This is a genomic window from Psychrobacter sp. Pi2-51 (assembly GCF_904846665.1).
Lineage (GTDB): Bacteria > Pseudomonadota > Gammaproteobacteria > Pseudomonadales > Moraxellaceae > Psychrobacter > Psychrobacter glaciei.
In genome coordinates this window covers 48,248-64,891 of record NZ_CAJHBP010000003.1, presented here as the reverse complement: position 1 = coordinate 64,891, position 16,644 = coordinate 48,248, and the positions used below count along the sequence as shown (strand labels likewise).

Below are 16,644 nucleotides of genomic sequence, written 5' to 3'. Positions count from 1 at the left end.
GCCTACTCCTCTACTAGCGCATGAATAAGTGTTTCCATCTGCATGGAACGAGAGCCTTTGAACAACACCGTACAAGGCTGAGCTTGTTGCGCTTGCAAGTAAGACTGTAAATATTGCAGTAAACTATCTTTATCAGCGAACGCATGCGCGCTAATCTCAGAAATCTCTTGTGCCCCAGCCACGGTGTAAGGCGCGTACTCGCCAACACACAGCAGTACATTGATACCCGTGGTTGCGATGGTACGACCCAAGCTTTGGTGCTCGCTCACCGCAGCATCGCCAAGCTCACCGATATCTCCTAACACCATCACCTGTGTACCGGTTTGCGCCGCCAATACTTTGGCAGCCGCGCGCACCGAATGTGGGTTGGCATTGTAAGTATCATCAATCAGGCGATGCATACCGAGGAGCTGACTGTTCAAGCGCCCTTTAGCGGGACGTGCGTTCTCAAGCCCGATCACAATATCATTCACGTCGATATTCAGGGCATGAGCACAAGCCGCCGCCGCCAACGCATTATTCACATTATGCTCACCTGCTAGTGGCAAGCTAATATCATGGACTTGGTTGCCAATATGCAGCTTAAATTCACTGCGTTCAGGCTCGACATCTAAGTGACTGGCGCTGACATCGGTATTACCAAAGCCGATGACATGTGAGGTATGCTTTTCAGCAATGCGGCGTAATTGATTGGTAAAATCATCTTTATCGGGAACGATCGCAAATTGCGTGTCATTCAAAGTATGATAAATCTCTGCTTTAGTCTGGCAAATCCCTTCGCGGCTACCAAATTCACCCAGATGGGCGGTGCCGATGTTCAGAATACAAGCCACATCCGGACGGACAATTTCAGTAGTATAAGCAATTTCACCAATATGATTGGCACCCAACTCTAAAATGGCATAGCGATGGTGATCGGATAATTCGAGCAGCATCATCGGTACACCCAAATCATTATTGAGGTTACCACGAGTGATGAGCGTCGGCGCCAACCTACCAAAGATACTTCCGAGCATCTCTTTACAAGTGGTCTTACCGCTGGAGCCAGTAATGGCAATCACGGTCAAATCTTGATGCTGCTGACGACGATAGGCGGCTAATTGCCCTAGCGCTAAGCGAGTATCCTTGACAACTAACTGCGGAATATTGGTAGAGATAGGCCGTGAGACGATAGCGGCAACTGCGCCCTGTGAGGCAGCCATATTGATATAATCGTGACCATCAAAATTGTCACCGGTTAAGGCTAAAAATATATCACCGGTTTTTATCGTGCGCGTGTCAGTGGCAATACGATTGCTAGTAATGCCGTTACTTATCTCTGCTTGCCCTTCATTTAACTGTCCTGCATCTAACTGCCAGTGACCATCAATAGCGGTGGTGGCTGCTAGCAAGTTATCTGCTTGCCAGACATACAGCCCTTGCGACTGTATGGTGTTATCGTTGTCGGCTGTCATAGTAGTGATTACCTTATATGATGATTACGTATTTCTTATAACTAGGGTCTGTTGAACATTCAAATATTAGGACTGCTGATCGCTAAAATTGCCCCAAACTAGGCGTAAACCGACGATAATGTCGAGACCTTAGCTAGGTTTACAACAACGTTTGGGGCGATTTTAGTATTAGCCTTTCAGGGCAGGGCTATTTTTTGCCAATACATGGCGAAATTGTCTAACCTAGAACGACTAGTCATCAAAAATTTCACTGCGTATTGTCTAAAAAATAGACACTGCCAGTTCCACATTTGAATGTTCAACAGACCCTGCATGTTAAAACTTATAAATATTATTAAAAAAATTAGTGGTGCTAAAAATTATTGATGCTAAACATTTAGACAGCACTCTTTTATACGCGCCCAGCGTGCTCTAGGGCATGTTGTAAAATAACACTGTCGTCAAAATCATAACGGACATTATTGATTTCTTGATAAGTCTCATGACCCTTGCCAGCGATGACCACAATATCATCGGCAGCCGCTTGATTGACGGCATATTCAATCGCTGTTTGCCGTGCTGGTTCGATATGGGTACGCTGATATTGCTCCGCACTCATGCCTGCTTGCATATCTTGCAAGATCACTTGTGGGTCTTCGGTGCGTGGGTTATCTGCTGTTAGAATCACTTGATCCGCACCTGCCAGCCCTGCTTGCGCCATCAATGGGCGCTTGCCTGCATCACGGTCGCCACCGCAACCAAACACTGCCCATAGCTGACCTTTGCAATGGGTTTTTAGACTGGCTAACACCTGACTTAAAGCATCAGGCGTATGCGCATAATCAACGATAAAGCAGCCATCATTAGAGGGCACACGTTGCATACGACCAACAGCACCTTGTAGCTGTGGCACGACTGGCGCAATACGCTCAATACCTACATTTGACTTAGCACCAATCGCCACCGCTGCTGCCATAGCAGCAAGCAAATTCGCCACGTTAAAACGTCCAAGTAATGGACTAACGATATCTAAATTATTAACTTTCCCATCGCCGAAATCTGTATGCAGGCTAATCTCGACACCTTGTAAGCTGGGCTTGATTTTAGCGGCGACAAAAGTAGCCGTTTTTGAAGCATCCAAACTATAAGTCCAAACCGTCAATTCGCTGGCATGGGCAGTATCCAACATAACCTGCGCATGCTCATCATCGATATTGATAATAGCGTGGGTCAAATCCGGAAAATGGGCTTTATCAAACAATCTGGCTTTGGCCGCTGCATACTCTGCCATATCAGCATGATAATCCAAATGATCGCGGCTTAGGTTGGTATAAATCGCCACCGACACAAGCATACCCTGCAAACGCTGCTGATCTAAACCATGTGAGCTGGCTTCCAATGCCAATAGCTCGGCGTTTTCTGACCCCATTTGATATAAGAACTGCTGGACGGCTAGCGCATCGCCAGTGGTATGACTGGCTTGCACCAAGGCACCTAGTCTACCGTTACCCGCCGTACCCATAACCGCACTGCTCATACCGGTTAACTGGGTTAATTGCGCCACCAATTGACTGATGGTGGTTTTGCCATTGGTACCTGTCACCGCCACCACTGCTGGTAGTGTCACTGGCTGCTGATGCTGCAAATGAGATTGGATTAAATCACCCAAAAAATCACGGATGTTGGGCACATATAATACAGGGCAAGGCAAGGAGTCTAATTGCTGCTGCGCTACAGACTGTGAGTCATCCGTGCTTAGAGCAATATTGGCATGTGGTGGCACATTAGCCGTGGCAAGCAAAGCAATCGGATCGATTTCTGATAGGATAAAAGCCGCATTTTTAGCGGCTTGATAAAGGTAATCACGACTTTTTTGACAGTTTGGCGTATGGCTCTTTAGTAGTACAAACACATCGTTTGGCGCTACCTGACGGCTGTCCAAACGAAACCGCTGAAACGGTACGTTGGCAACTGTATTTAGTTGAGCAGCAGCTGCCTGATTTGTTGATGTTTGAGTGGCTAGCGCTTGAGCTGATGCTGCTATCATCGCCGATAATGCCTGCGCTAGGCGATGGTCATTACGATTGCTAGCATCCATAAGCTGTTGCAAGTTAACCGTAGCACTGGTTGGCGATGAAGTGAGCATAGTCATTGGCAAATCCTAAACAGTTAAAACAAATCAGATCATTAGTAGCTGGATACTTAAAAATCCATATCCATGCCTACTGGGCTTCAGTTTTTAAGGGCTTATCTAATGGCACATTATAGAGGCGTAGCGCTTCTTTCATGACGTTATGGAATACGGGTGCTGCGGTCAGACCAGCATAATGAAGCCCTCGAGGGTCTTCTACTAAGATGACACCGACCAGTCTTGGGTTTGATGCTGGCGCCATGCCAGCAAAGACGTTGCGATATTGGTCAGTATAATAACCGCCTTTTGGGTTGATACGGCGCGACGTACCCGTCTTACCCGCCACTCGATAACCGTCAATCGCCGCTGCTTTGGCAGTACCACCTTCTTCGGTAACGCTCTCTAACATCTGTACAATCGACATGGCTTGTTCGTGCGCCATGATGCGTTTGCTTGGCTGCACTTTGTCACTCTTAACCAAGGTTAAAGGATGCATAACCCCGCCTGCTGCCAATGCCGAATAAGCCTGCGCCACCTGCGCTACAGTCGCCTCCATACCATAACCATAACTGATCGTTGCACGACGTGAAGTCTCTTTTTCTTCCGGTGTAACCACAAGCCCACTGCCTTCCGCTGGGAACTTTAATGGTGTCTTTGAACCAAAGCCAAATTGCTTTTGCATATTGGTAATAGCATCAGCGGGCAAAGATAAGGCAATCTTGGTCGAGGCCACGTTACTTGATTTTTGTAGGAGTGTGGCAAGATTGATGGTGCCCAAATTATTATGGTCACGAATGGTATAACCACGTACACGAATTGAACCCGGATTGGTATCAATTAAAGTAGTCGATGTGTATTTGCCCGAATCTAGCGCGGCAGCAACGGTAAATGGCTTCATGACTGAACCCGGTTCAAATACATCAAGGAGCGCACGGTTACGCTGGTTTTCACCAGTCATCTCATTTAGATTATTTGAGTTAAATGATGGCCATGTCGACAATGCCAACACTTCACCAGTCTGTACATCAACGACCATACCAGTTGACCAGCGGGCTTGTTGTAAACGCCCTACTTTCTCTAACTCTTTATAAAGCAAATACTGTAAACGTGAATCAATCGTCAACGCCACGTCTTTGCCAGGTATTTCTGGCTCAACCTGTTTAATTTCTTTTAGGCTGTTTTGTTTGGCGTCTTTAAGTACCAACACCTTACCATCATCACCCGCCAGATCTTTTTCAAATTGGCGCTCGATACCGGCGCGTCCCTCATAGCCACCTTCAGGATCGTTGGCATTTTGCCCCATAAAACCCAACAGCTGCGAGTTCGGTTGGGGCTGCGGATAATAACGCTGAAAGAAGTTTTTTTCGTACACACCAGGGAAATCAAGCGAGCTGACGCCTTGAGCTATCTCAGGCGTCACTTTATTCAGTAGTGGCAAATAATGCGAGCCTGCGCCCGACGGTAGTGCTGCTTTTACCGCCGCTTCATCGGTGACATCAATACTATCGTCGACAGCAGTGACCTTTTTTAATTCACTGACCGGAATATTTGCTGCCGCTGCCAGTCGAGTCAGATCCATATTATCCAGTCGCTTTTGCATGCGTGCTTGTAGCTGTGGACTATTAGGATTGGTGATTTTAATGCGTTTGAGCTCGTAGTATTCACGCGAATAATCATGCGGACTAAAGGAGACAGTCGCAAGCGGCGCACTAACAGCTAAGGGTAGATTATTGCGATCGGTAATCATACCACGGTAGGACTTTTGCGTCCGTACGCTGGTGATGAGCTCGTTACCTTTATCTTGATAAAATTGCGCGTTGGCCACTTGGATATAATAGGCACGTCCTATCAGTAGCGCCAGTACGACAAGCGCCATGCCCCAAACAGTACGGAATCGGTTTTTATCGTACTCAAAGCCGCCACGAGATGATGCACCAGTGGCCTTATTAAAAACCATTTTTTTACGGTTTTTGACACTGGTATACGCGCCTTGATCTTCATTTTTTTTGAGGCGACCAAAGAGTTTGGCTTTGCGATTGTCTGAGGACTTGCTGTCAGTTTGTCCTGATTTGGCCGCACTAGCAGGACGCAAAGGTTTGGTCACTTTACCGCTGGCAGGTTTTTTACTGGTATTTTTTGCAGTTGTTTTACCGCGATTGGTATTTGGCTTTTTATCACTCATTGTCCTGCCTCCGCAAGGTTGGCGTCGGTCACAGGAGCATCGGTCGTAGGAGCATCCGTTTCGATTACGTCTGAATCATTGACTCTAATCATCTCTGCGCTAGACGGCTGGGCTGGTGCCAATGCAACGGCAGCACCCGGCTGAATGATGAGCTTATCCGTGAGGGCTGGTGAAAACATGCCAAGCTCAGCAACAGCACGACTGGCTATTTGCGGGGTCGCACTAAAGGTTTGCTGTTCAATTAATAGGCGCTGATGTTCAATTTTCAGCTTACGTTCTTGTTTTTTCATGTCTTGCAAGGTTCTATAATCCTGATGATATTGCTGCACTTCCTCAGCGGTTTTGATACCGCTCCAGACGATAGCCGCTGCCAATAGCAATAACACGGCGACATAAATACTGACCACATTAAAGCGGCGCACGAATAGCTCGCCAACGTCAGTGGTATTGGCTGTAGCGGCGCGACGGTTTGCTGGTTTGTCAGATATTGCCATGACGATCTCAAAAAAGTAAACTTCAAATATAAAAGAGCAGCAACTGTCTGCAGGTAATAACAATCTCATCCCTGCTCAGTACCATCAAGAAAAATACAACCAAACATGCTGTGCAATGATAGCCATAAAAACCTGCCATGATTGACGTTTATTCTAAAACCAACTGTTATCTATGCTAAGAACTAATCGTCATCGCCAAATTAGCGCATATATAAACAAAAAAGTAACTGCTGAGCCTAGCAGATAATATTTACAGCTTTTTAACAGTTGCGTAAATATTAAGACATTTAGTCACATTCACTCACCAGAATACTAGAGCATGCCATCGACAGGTTTTATTACTTTAGTTTTTGCTGATAATCGGTATCCGTACGTGTCGCTAATCGCAACCATGCACTACGCGAGCGCGGATTATGACTGACCTCAGCTTTACTAGGGCCAACACGTTTGGGCTTGCTAAAATACCGTGGACGATTTGGCGGCATTGGCAGATTTTCGTCTTCTGGATATTGCCCTTTGCTATGACGCTGCAAAAACTGCTTAATGCGGCGATCTTCTAACGAATGAAAGCTGATGACTGCCAACTGACCGCCTGACTTTAATATAGGAATACTTTGTTCTAAAAAGTCATCGACATCGCCCAGCTCATTGTTAATAAAAATACGCATGGCTTGAAAGCTTTGTGTGGCTGGATGCTTGCCGCGCTGCCAATTTGGATGCGCCACTTTTATCACTTCTGCCAGCTCAAGCGTGGACTTGTAACTTTCCATCTGCTTAATCGCACGCGCAATACGGCGACTGTGACGCTCTTCGCCAAACTCATAAAGCACATTGGCCAAAGTTTCATCGTCAACTTTTTCTAACCACTCAGCGACTGATTGGCCACGACTGGTATCCATACGCATATCGACCACACCGTCGCGCATAAAGCTAAAGCCACGGCTACCATCATCAATTTGCGGTGAGGAAATACCCAAATCCGCCATCAACCCATCAACTTGCATGATGCCCATGGCTGCCAGACTGTCCGTCAGTGTCGCAAAGCTGTCATGAACCACTTTTACGCGACTGTCGGTAGTTGCCAATTCGCGAGCAACGGCAATAGCGGTCGGGTCTTTATCAAAGACGATCAACGTGGCATCATCAGCAAGTTGACTCAATAGTAGCCTGCTATGACCACCGCGACCAAAGGTTGCGTCGACGTAGATGCCACTCATTTGCAAGCTATTTTGACGGTCACTGCTTTGTTCGTCACTGCCTGTTTGCTTGGGCAGCGCATTGACGCCAAGCACAGCAGCGACGGCTTCTTGCAGTAGCACAGCATCATGAACGAAACTTAATTCATCTGACACCTTATCGCCTTGATTAGGGTCTTGAACAGAAATGTCTTCCATAGCAGATGGGCTAAGCGCTGACTCAGGGCTATCAGTAGCAGCAGAAGGACTGGCGTTAACATTTGGCGTTAGCTTAGATTTAGATTTTGATAATGACACAAACAACTCAGTAGATGACGACCATAATGGCCAGTAATAGTAAAAAATCGGATGAAAATAAACAAGTTATGCCTTGTCTAACATTATTATCGCAAGGATACGCTGGTAGTCAAGCGCTAGAAGGGCTTTTCATTAAAAATATCACATCTCTCTGTTATACTAGCGCTATATTTTACGCTATTTTTCAACATTGACGGCTATTGTTTCATCCGTATTTTTTCAAACTTTTGATTCATATTTGTCCTTACCCTCTTTCACTGCCTTATTTATTAACAACAACATTCTGAGATTCCTATGACGCAAACATCGACTTCTACTAGCAGCACGCGCCCTGTGCGCACTCGTATCGCACCCTCACCAACTGGCTTTCCTCACGTAGGTACTGCTTATATTGCGCTATTCAATTTGGCTTTTGCTAAAGCCCATGGCGGCGAATTTATTTTACGTATTGAAGACACCGATCAGACGCGCTCAACTGAGCAATCAGAGCAAATGATTTTGGACGCTTTACGTTGGGTAGGACTTGATTGGGCAGAAGGCCCAGATATTGGTGGTCCTCACGCCCCTTATCGTCAGAGCGAACGTAGCGACATCTATACCAAACACGCTGAGATGCTAATAGATAAAGATCATGCATTTCGTTGTTTTTGTACCAGCGAAGAGCTAGATGCCATGCGTGCCGAGCAAATGGCCAATGGCGAAACCCCACGTTACGACGGTCGCTGTGCGCATTTAGCCACAGAAAAAACCGAGCAATTGGTCGCTGAGGGCAAACCGCACGTGATTCGTATGCGTGTGCCTACCGAAGGCGTCTGTCAAGTGCAAGACATGCTGCGTGGCACCGTTGAGATTCCTTGGACGCAAGTCGACATGCAAGTGCTGCTAAAAACAGACGGCATGCCAACATACCATTTAGCCAACGTCGTCGATGACCACTTGATGGATATCAGTCATGTGATGCGTGGTGAAGAATGGTTGAACTCTGCACCTAAGCATCAGTTGCTTTATGAGTATTTTGGTTGGGAGATGCCTGTACTTTGCCACATGCCATTACTGCGTAATCCAGACAAATCAAAACTGTCGAAGCGTAAAAACCCAACGTCTATCACCTACTATCGTGATGCGGGTGTGCTGCCTGAAGCATTGCTAAACTACCTCGGTCGTATGGGCTACTCAATGCCTGATGAAGCGGAGCAGTTTACCTTAGAAGAAATGATTGCCAGCTTTGACATTCAACGTGTGTCACTTGGCGGCCCTATTTTCGATATCGAAAAGCTCAACTGGCTCAATGCTGAATGGCTACGCGCACTCACGCCAGAAGAGCTAAAAAACAAAATCCTCGACTGGGCAAGCAATAGCGACAAATTAACGGCTATCGCAGCGGCGATTCAACCACGTATCGAATTGCTATCTGACGCGGTCAATTGGAGCGGCTTCTATTTCCAAAACTTACCTGATATCAACGCTGAGAGCTTTACGCATAAGTCGCTCACACCTGAGCAAATCATCGAGATGCTACAGCTGTCATTATGGCAGCTAGAAGTCTTACCTACTTGGTCAGAAGAAAACATCTACGCCACGCTAAAAGGTCTGGCTGCACATCTTGATATTAAAATGCGTGACTTTATGGCGCCGTTCTTTATCGCTATCGCTGGTAGCACCTCATCGACGCCCGTCATGAACTCTATGGCAATTATCGGTGCAGATATGACCCTAACTCGCTTGCGTCATGCGGTTGACGTACTGGGTGGCCTCGGTAAAAAGAAACTCAAAAAACTTGAGAAACAAGCGGCAGAATTGCCGGACTTTTTGGCTGCTGAATAGTTTAGCTACTGAGTACTAATTTAACTGAAATTTTTGAATGTAGAAGGGTCAGGCCAGTTCTGACCCTTCTACATTCTTAGTCAGCATTACTATAGTCGCTACTAAATAAAATGGATACACGACATTATAATGCGTGACTGGTACAAATTTTTCTTGCTTGCTGTGCCTACGCAGACAGAGGCGACAAAAAATTTATATCCGTCACGCTGTCTCTTTTTTATATTGACCTGACTATACCCTTCTACTGTCAAAATTCTTAATTGGAAATAAACATGGCCGCCAAAACTGTCACGATAGAAAGCAAAGATTATGTCTTTAACACGCTAAAAGAAGCGCAGAAATACTATGATGCCATCGTAAAAGAGCTTTATGATGCAAAACTTACCCTGACAAAGGGTCAGGACTTTGATGACTTAAAGTGGATATACACCACTTACTGTGATTATACCAATCATAATGTCGATCGATTAAAAAAATCTGACATCGTTGGCTTTAAAGGAATCAGCACAGTACAACAAAAAGGTGGACAATATATCCCCACAGAATGCAGTGCAATTATTTTTTCAGATGGCACCGAAGAAGAATTCTTTACCGATAAAGCCATCAAAGAGATCGCTCTCAAGCAAAATCGACGCTAATTTGGGCTTGTTAAGCAGCTAAAATCGCTTTAACCACGTTTTTTCGCATATTTATGCATTATTTTTAAAATAGTGGTTGACAAGAAGGCTGCTGTTACCTAAAATACGCACACTCTTAGCGAGGGGCTATAGCTCAGTTGGTAGAGCACTTGCATGGCATGCAAGGGGTCAACGGTTCGACTCCGTTTAGCTCCACCATACTATTTAAGACAAAGCTCAGTTTACTGACACTTTAGAATAAATACTCGCTAGTAGGACGATATCAGCACCTAGGCAAGGCTTGCTCTATTTTAATAGATAAGCACTCTGATATTGTGAAGTACCGTTGTAACCACTGGTTATAACACTCTATGCGTCCCCATCGTCTAGAGGCCTAGGACACCGCCCTTTCACGGCGGTAACGGGGGTTCGAATCCCCCTGGGGACGCCACTATACGGCGTCACTTATTAGCACTTTTGCTTAGCACCTTTAAGCATCAGGTTAGACTAATAAGCGAACAATGAAAAATCCCAGTCATCATACGGTGACTGGGATTTTTTATGTCTATAATTTTTATAATGGCTTACTGCAACTCTCAATCACCGCTTAAGACTTTGTCGGACAAACTTCTAGCCTGTCCGATAAAATAGGTTACGACTTGACCAAGCCTTTTAACGACAAGTTTAATGATAGATAAGTGCCAAACAAAATCACGACTGAGCCAATGATAGCGCCGATATCCAATGCCTCGCCAAGCAACACATAACCAAAAAATATCGCAAAAATGGGAATAACCAGTGTAATACTGGTCGCACGCATCGGGCCAATATTTTTAATCAACTGGTTCATAAAGATAAGCGCAATGGCGGTCGAAAACACCCCAATACAAATCACCGATACCCAAGCTTGCAGGCTAATACTTGCGCCATAAGGGAATTTATATACAGCAATTGGCATCATCACCACGCTTGCGATGATTAGTGAGCCTGCCGTAATAGCAATCGGTGAGATGTCGTACAGATAGTTCCTAGTGATGTTTGCCCCTATCGCATAGCCAACACAGGCAAATAGCGCATAACCCATCGGTAACAACGCTGAGCCTAAATCCGTCCCCAAGCCCTGCCCTTGCGCACCAAACAAGTTCTCACTCATCAAAATAATCACCCCAACAAGGCCAATCACCAACCCTAGCGTTTGGCGCTTAGTCAGTCTTTCTTTAAAAAACGTGCTGGCAATAAAACCGCTCATCATTGGCACAGAAGCATTAAGTACCGCCAATACCCCAGCGTTTACGGTCTGCGCTGAAAAGGAAAATAGCACAAAGGGAATCGCAGCTGAGAACAAACCAACGACGGTCAGCATTTTGTAGCTTTCTTTAATACCTTTGCGATTTTTTGCGCTGATTAACACAAAAATAAGCATGGTTAAACCAGCAAATACCACGCGCAGGCTGGCAAATGCCAACGAGCCAAACTCAGGGACACCCACCCGATAAAATATAAATGAGAGCGACCACATAAAGGAAAGTGCAAAAAAGGTAATAAGGTCGCGTCTGGTCATGGTGTACTCAATTTGGCTGGCTATTTATTTAGCGATGTTAAATGGGTTGGTTAAGTCATAAAAAATATTGTGATCATAACGTTTTAATGGCTTTAGAGATGCTGTTTTTATGTGTTTTTGCAGGATAGATATCAAGAAATAGGCAAGACTTCTTGAGTTTTGGCAAGACGAAAATTTGAATGTCGTGTGGATTAGCATCAATTGAGACAATTTGGTTTGAGCGAGGTTGATTTTGCGGATATCGGACATAATAGGATTTGATGGAGGAGCGGTGTTTTTGCTAATTCAACTTAAGCTCACTACTATCTATCCTATAAAAACTTATAAAATATATAAACACTCTATATAGTCGGTTCAGTATAATTTGGATACAAGGAAGGCGAGTGAAAGTACTACAAGTAGTAGACTAAGCAAGCTTGACACCGTATCCAATTTATAGAGGATTGACTATAACATAGGGATATCTAGAGCTATCAAAGGGAGGTGATTACGATGTTCGGTATTGAAAATTATCTAGGATTTATTTTGGCGGCTATTCTGTTAAACCTAACACCCGGCACCGATAGCATGTACATCATTACCCGTAGTATGGCGCAAGGGCAAACAGCAGGGTTTTATTCGGTGTTGGGCATCACCTCAGGTATTTTGGTGCATACGTTATTGGCGGCGCTCGGGTTATCAGTATTACTCGCCAACTCTCCTACGGCATTTATGCTCGTCAAATATATTGGTGCCAGTTACTTGTGCTATTTAGGCTTTAAGATGCTAACGAGCAAAAGCTCGAACTCAATAGCGAACAAGTTATCCAACGATCAGCACGTTACTAGTCAAAAGGATGTCGACGGCTGGCAAATATATAAGCAAGGTGTGTTGACCAATGTGTTTAATCCAAAAGTCGCCTTGTTCTTCTTGGCATTTTTCCCGCAGTTCATCGACGCTAGTTATGCTTATGGCATGCTGTCATTTTTGATGTTAGGACTGACTTTTGCTGTGACTGGTTTTGTTTGGTGCTTGTGTTTGGCGTTATTAGCTGCACGATTTAGCACACGCCTGCGGGAAAACCCCTCTATTGAAACGATGTTAAATAGAATCAGTGGTGTGGTATTTATCGGGCTGGGAATTAAGCTATTGACTGAGAAAGGTTAAAGCAATGGGAATAAATGATGAGGGAAATAATAATGAACGATGACACTAAGCAGAAAATCACTTTATTACTTGAAGAGTTACTTAACACCACATGCTCAGAAGCAAGGCAAATAGAAATAAATCTTGAAGTAAATAAATTATCACCCGATCCACTTTGGAGTGATTATATATTCTGGAGTGAGGAGTATGTAAACGAAGATTTAAGTATAAATTACGAGGGATTTTTGAATAAAATTTCTGAGTATCCAAATTCTTATGAGTACAGAACAAAGAGTCGCATTTTAGAATTGGCTCAAAAGCTTATTATTAAAGATTTCTCTGAAATTAGTGAAGTTGATATGGTGAATGAAATCAATGAACTGTCTCCTGATATTAACTGGACGAATTATCTTTTTGTCGATAAGACTTGCTTGAACAATGACGGTAGCCTCGATAAAGAAACGTTCTTAAATAAAGTCTTTAAGGAGAGCTGGAATGAGAACTTCAAATGATTCAATGAAATAGTTTCCAGATACTACAGTCAGTAAAAAGTAATATCGATACATCACGCACTGCTGATATCAATTTTTCTTGCTTGCTGTGCCTTTACAGACAGAGGCTACAAAAAATTGATATCAGCAGTATCGTAGCGTTTTTGGAATATTTTGACTATAGTTTCCTTTTTCCTCACCCAATAAAAAAGCCCAATCCCCTATTTTAGTGGGATTGGGCTTTTTGTCATGCTAAGTCTAACCAGTCATTAAGCAGCGTCTTTATTCTCAGCCGCCAATTGACGTAGCACATAGTGCAACACGCCGCCATGACGCACGTATTCGCGCTCTTTTGGCGTCTGTAGACCGACGTTAACCTCAAAGGTTTCTGCTGATCCATCAGCACGAGTAGCGGTGACTTTGGCGGTTTTGCTTTCACCATTATCGAGACCACTAATGCTGATCACTTCTGAACCATCGAGCTTGTAAGTCTCAGCGTTTTCACCTTCTTTAAAGGTCAATGGCAACACGCCCATTCCGACTAGGTTTGAGCGGTGAATACGTTCAAACGAGCTGGTCAGTACCGCTTTTACGCCGAGCAAAATAGTACCTTTGGCTGCCCAGTCACGGCTAGAGCCAGAACCATACTCCGCGCCGCCAAGGACGACTAAGGGACGCTTGTCTTCTTTATACTTCATCGCGGCATCATAGACGGCCATTTCTTCACCGTCTTGTAGCGTGGCGCTGTCGCCTTTGAAGTAATACGTATAGCCGCCTTCTTTACCGCCCATCATCGTGTTCTTGATACGAATATTAGCGAAAGTACCACGGGTCATGACCGCATCATTACCACGGCGTGAGCCATAGCTGTTGAAGTCGGCTTGCATGACGCCACGCTCTTGCAAATATTTGCCTGCAGGCGAGTCAGGATCGATATTACCAGCGGGCGAGATATGATCGGTCGTGATTGAATCACCGAACAGACCTAAGATGCGTGCGCCTTCGATATCACGGATACCGTCTGGTTCCATGGTCATACCATCAAAGAACGGTGGGTTCTTAATATATGTCGAGCCTTCATCCCATGGATACAGCTGGCTATCGGCTGAGCTAATGGCGTTCCAAGCAGCACTACCGTCAAACACTTCGCCATAGTTTTTGCGGAACATTTCAGCGTCGATATTATTGGCAATCAGCTCATTGATCTCTTCTGATGTTGGCCAGATGTCTTTTAGGAACACATCATTGCCATCTTGGTCTTGACCTAGCGGATGGGTGGTCATATCGATATCGACCGTACCAGCGAGTGCATAAGCGACAACTAACGGGGGTGAAGCCAAATAGCTTGCTTTGACATGCGAGTGGATACGACCTTCAAAGTTACGGTTACCAGACAGTACAGCCGCAGCGACTAAGTCATTTTCTTCAATACCTTTCTCGATAGATTCGAGCAGCGGCCCTGAGTTACCGATACAAGTCGTACAACCATAACCGACTAAGTAAAAGCCTGTTTTTTCTAGCTCATCCATTAGCTTGGTTTTTTCTAGGTAATCAGTGACGACTTTAGAACCAGGTGCTAGTGAGGTTTTTACCCAAGGCTTAGCTTTGAGACCTTTGGCAGCGGCTTTTTTGGCAACCAAACCTGCACCAATCATCACCGCAGGGTTTGAGGTGTTGGTACAAGAGGTAATCGCTGCGATAACGACTGAGCCATCACGCAACTTGTGGTCTGTCTCATCAATCTTAACAGTAGAGAAAACCCCATTGGCAGGCTGATACCCATCATTTTGATTATTATTGACCTTTGGCTGCGCTGCCAAGGCCTCGGCTTGCTCTTGCTCACCGCCTTCTTGGTCAAAGCGTACTTTACCATCGACTTCTGACTTGCGATCTTTGGTCATTTTTTCTAAGGTTTCGCCAAATTTTTCATGCATATCAGATAAGTTGATACGCTGTTGTGGCAAGTTAGGACCAGCCAGCGCTGGCTGTACTGAGGATAAATCTAACTGCAAGCTACTTGAATAGGTCGCTGCCGGAGTATCGGCATCGTGCCACATGCCTTGTGCTTTAGCATATTTTTCAACCAACTCGATTTGCTCTTCGTCGCGGCCTGATAGACGCAGATAATCAATCGCCATTTGGTCAATTGGGAAAATACCACAAGTTGCGCCATATTCTGGTGACATATTGGCAATCGTCGCACGATCGGCGAGCGGCATACTGTGTAGGCCTTCACCGTAGAATTCAACGAACTTACCAACCACGCCATGGGCACGTAGCATCTCAACCACACGCAATACCAAATCCGTAGCGGTGACGCCTTCGGTTAACTTGCCCGTCATCTCAAAACCAACGACTTGTGGAATCAGCATCGATGATGGTTGACCAAGCATGGCAGCTTCTGCTTCGATACCGCCCACGCCCCAACCAAGCACACCAATACCATTAATCATCGTAGTATGACTGTCAGTACCAAACACCGTATCAGGATACGCAGTAAGCTCACCATTGACATCAGCAGCCATTACCACACGTGCTAAGTACTCAAGGTTGACTTGATGGACAATACCAGTCGCTGGTGGTACGACAACGAAGTTTTCAAAGGCGTTACGACCCCAATGCAAGAACTCATAGCGCTCATTATTGCGCTTAAATTCGATCTTTTCGTTCAAATCTAGCGCATCTTCGCGACCATAAGCATCGACTTGTACGGAATGATCGACGACCAATTCACTAGGGATAAACGGGTTAATTTGCTCGGCTTTACCGCCCAGCTCAACCACCGCATCACGCATGGCTGCCAAATCGACTACTGAAGGCACACCAGTGAAATCCTGCAAGACGACGCGAGCAGGCATAAAGGCAATTTCTTTTGAAGCTTCAGCACCTGCGTCCCAATTGGCAACCGCTTCGATGTGGTTTTTACCCACAGATTGACCGTCGTCTTCATTACGCAGTAAGTTTTCTAATACGACTTTCATGCAATATGGCAGCTTACTGATATTGCTATAGGTTTTGGTCAGCTCAGGCAGACTGTAGTAGGCATGTTCCTTGCCATCGACCGACAGGGTGTCTTTTACGTCAAAGATATCACTCATGGTAGCTTCCTTATCTACTGGGTAGATTGTTATGAATTTATTGTTATAACTGGTGGCTAGATGGATTTACTATAAAGGTGTTCGTTTGAAAAAGGCTTAAATGAATTTTGTATTTTCATAGTTGGAATTTCGAAGAAAAATCATTAGACCTTGCGTCGTTCATAACGACTCTCCTTTACCATAACAAATCTAGAG

General features: G+C 45.1%; 11 protein-coding genes and 2 tRNA genes. 6 read left to right on the top strand and 7 right to left on the bottom strand.

Annotated elements, in window-relative coordinates:
- Nucleotides 1-2 precede the first annotated feature (2 nt).
- The 5 genes from JMY08_RS02440 to rsmH all read right to left on the bottom strand — a co-directional run bounded on the left by JMY08_RS02440 (nt 3) and on the right by rsmH (nt 7,634).
- The gene (locus JMY08_RS02440; RefSeq protein ID WP_201589843.1) at nt 3-1,454 is read right to left on the bottom strand and encodes a UDP-N-acetylmuramoyl-tripeptide--D-alanyl-D-alanine ligase; all 1,452 of its coding nucleotides are present in this window, start codon (nt 1,452-1,454) and stop codon (nt 3-5) included.
- A 391-nt stretch (nt 1,455-1,845) separates the two neighbouring features.
- The gene (locus JMY08_RS02435) at nt 1,846-3,585 is read right to left on the bottom strand and encodes a UDP-N-acetylmuramoyl-L-alanyl-D-glutamate--2,6-diaminopimelate ligase (RefSeq protein WP_201589840.1); all 1,740 of its coding nucleotides are present in this window, start codon (nt 3,583-3,585) and stop codon (nt 1,846-1,848) included.
- 70 nt (nt 3,586-3,655) lie between these two features.
- The gene (locus JMY08_RS02430; protein ID WP_201589837.1) at nt 3,656-5,746 is read right to left on the bottom strand and encodes a peptidoglycan D,D-transpeptidase FtsI family protein; all 2,091 of its coding nucleotides are present in this window, start codon (nt 5,744-5,746) and stop codon (nt 3,656-3,658) included.
- Complete coding sequence (locus JMY08_RS02425; RefSeq protein ID WP_201589821.1) at nt 5,743-6,240, bottom strand: cell division protein FtsL; 498 nt, start codon at nt 6,238-6,240, stop codon at nt 5,743-5,745. Before JMY08_RS02425 ends, JMY08_RS02430 begins: the two co-directional genes overlap by 4 nt.
- 338 nt (nt 6,241-6,578) lie before the next feature.
- Nucleotides 6,579-7,634 carry a 16S rRNA (cytosine(1402)-N(4))-methyltransferase RsmH gene (gene rsmH, locus JMY08_RS02420; RefSeq protein WP_201590250.1) on the bottom strand — a complete coding sequence of 352 codons (1,056 nt, stop codon included), beginning with the start codon at nt 7,632-7,634 and terminating at the stop codon, nt 6,579-6,581.
- Nucleotides 7,635-8,027: 393 nt separating this feature from the next.
- Here rsmH and gltX point away from each other — a divergent pair, with 393 nt between their 5' ends.
- The 4 genes from gltX to JMY08_RS02400 all read left to right on the top strand — a co-directional run bounded on the left by gltX (nt 8,028) and on the right by JMY08_RS02400 (nt 10,625).
- Nucleotides 8,028-9,557, top strand: a complete 1,530-nt coding sequence (gene gltX / locus JMY08_RS02415; protein WP_201589818.1) for a glutamate--tRNA ligase — start codon at nt 8,028-8,030, stop codon at nt 9,555-9,557.
- 272 nt (nt 9,558-9,829) lie between these two features.
- On the top strand, nt 9,830-10,195 hold the full coding sequence (locus JMY08_RS02410; protein ID WP_201589803.1) for a hypothetical protein: 366 nt from the start codon (nt 9,830-9,832) through the stop codon (nt 10,193-10,195).
- 122 nt (nt 10,196-10,317) lie between these two features.
- Nucleotides 10,318-10,393, top strand: a tRNA-Ala gene (locus JMY08_RS02405).
- 156 nt (nt 10,394-10,549) lie between these two features.
- Nucleotides 10,550-10,625 (top strand) — tRNA-Glu (locus tag JMY08_RS02400).
- Between the two features lie 201 nt (nt 10,626-10,826).
- Here the strand turns inward: JMY08_RS02400 and JMY08_RS02395 are convergent.
- Entirely contained in the window at nt 10,827-11,735 is a 909-nt protein-coding gene (locus JMY08_RS02395) for a DMT family transporter (protein WP_194620957.1), read from the bottom strand.
- A gap of 492 nt (nt 11,736-12,227) precedes the next feature.
- Between JMY08_RS02395 and JMY08_RS02390 the strand changes: the two genes are divergently transcribed.
- Nucleotides 12,228-12,881: a LysE family translocator gene (locus tag JMY08_RS02390; RefSeq protein ID WP_201589800.1), complete on the top strand. Its 654-nt coding sequence runs from the start codon at nt 12,228-12,230 to the stop codon at nt 12,879-12,881.
- A gap of 32 nt (nt 12,882-12,913) precedes the next feature.
- Entirely contained in the window at nt 12,914-13,372 is a 459-nt protein-coding gene (locus tag JMY08_RS02385) for a hypothetical protein (RefSeq protein WP_201589797.1), read from the top strand.
- Nucleotides 13,373-13,620: 248 nt separating this feature from the next.
- On the opposite strand, the gene acnA is transcribed toward JMY08_RS02385, so the two are convergent.
- On the bottom strand, nt 13,621-16,449 hold the full coding sequence (gene acnA, locus JMY08_RS02380) for an aconitate hydratase AcnA (RefSeq protein WP_201589794.1): 2,829 nt from the start codon (nt 16,447-16,449) through the stop codon (nt 13,621-13,623).
- Nucleotides 16,450-16,644 lie beyond the last annotated feature (195 nt).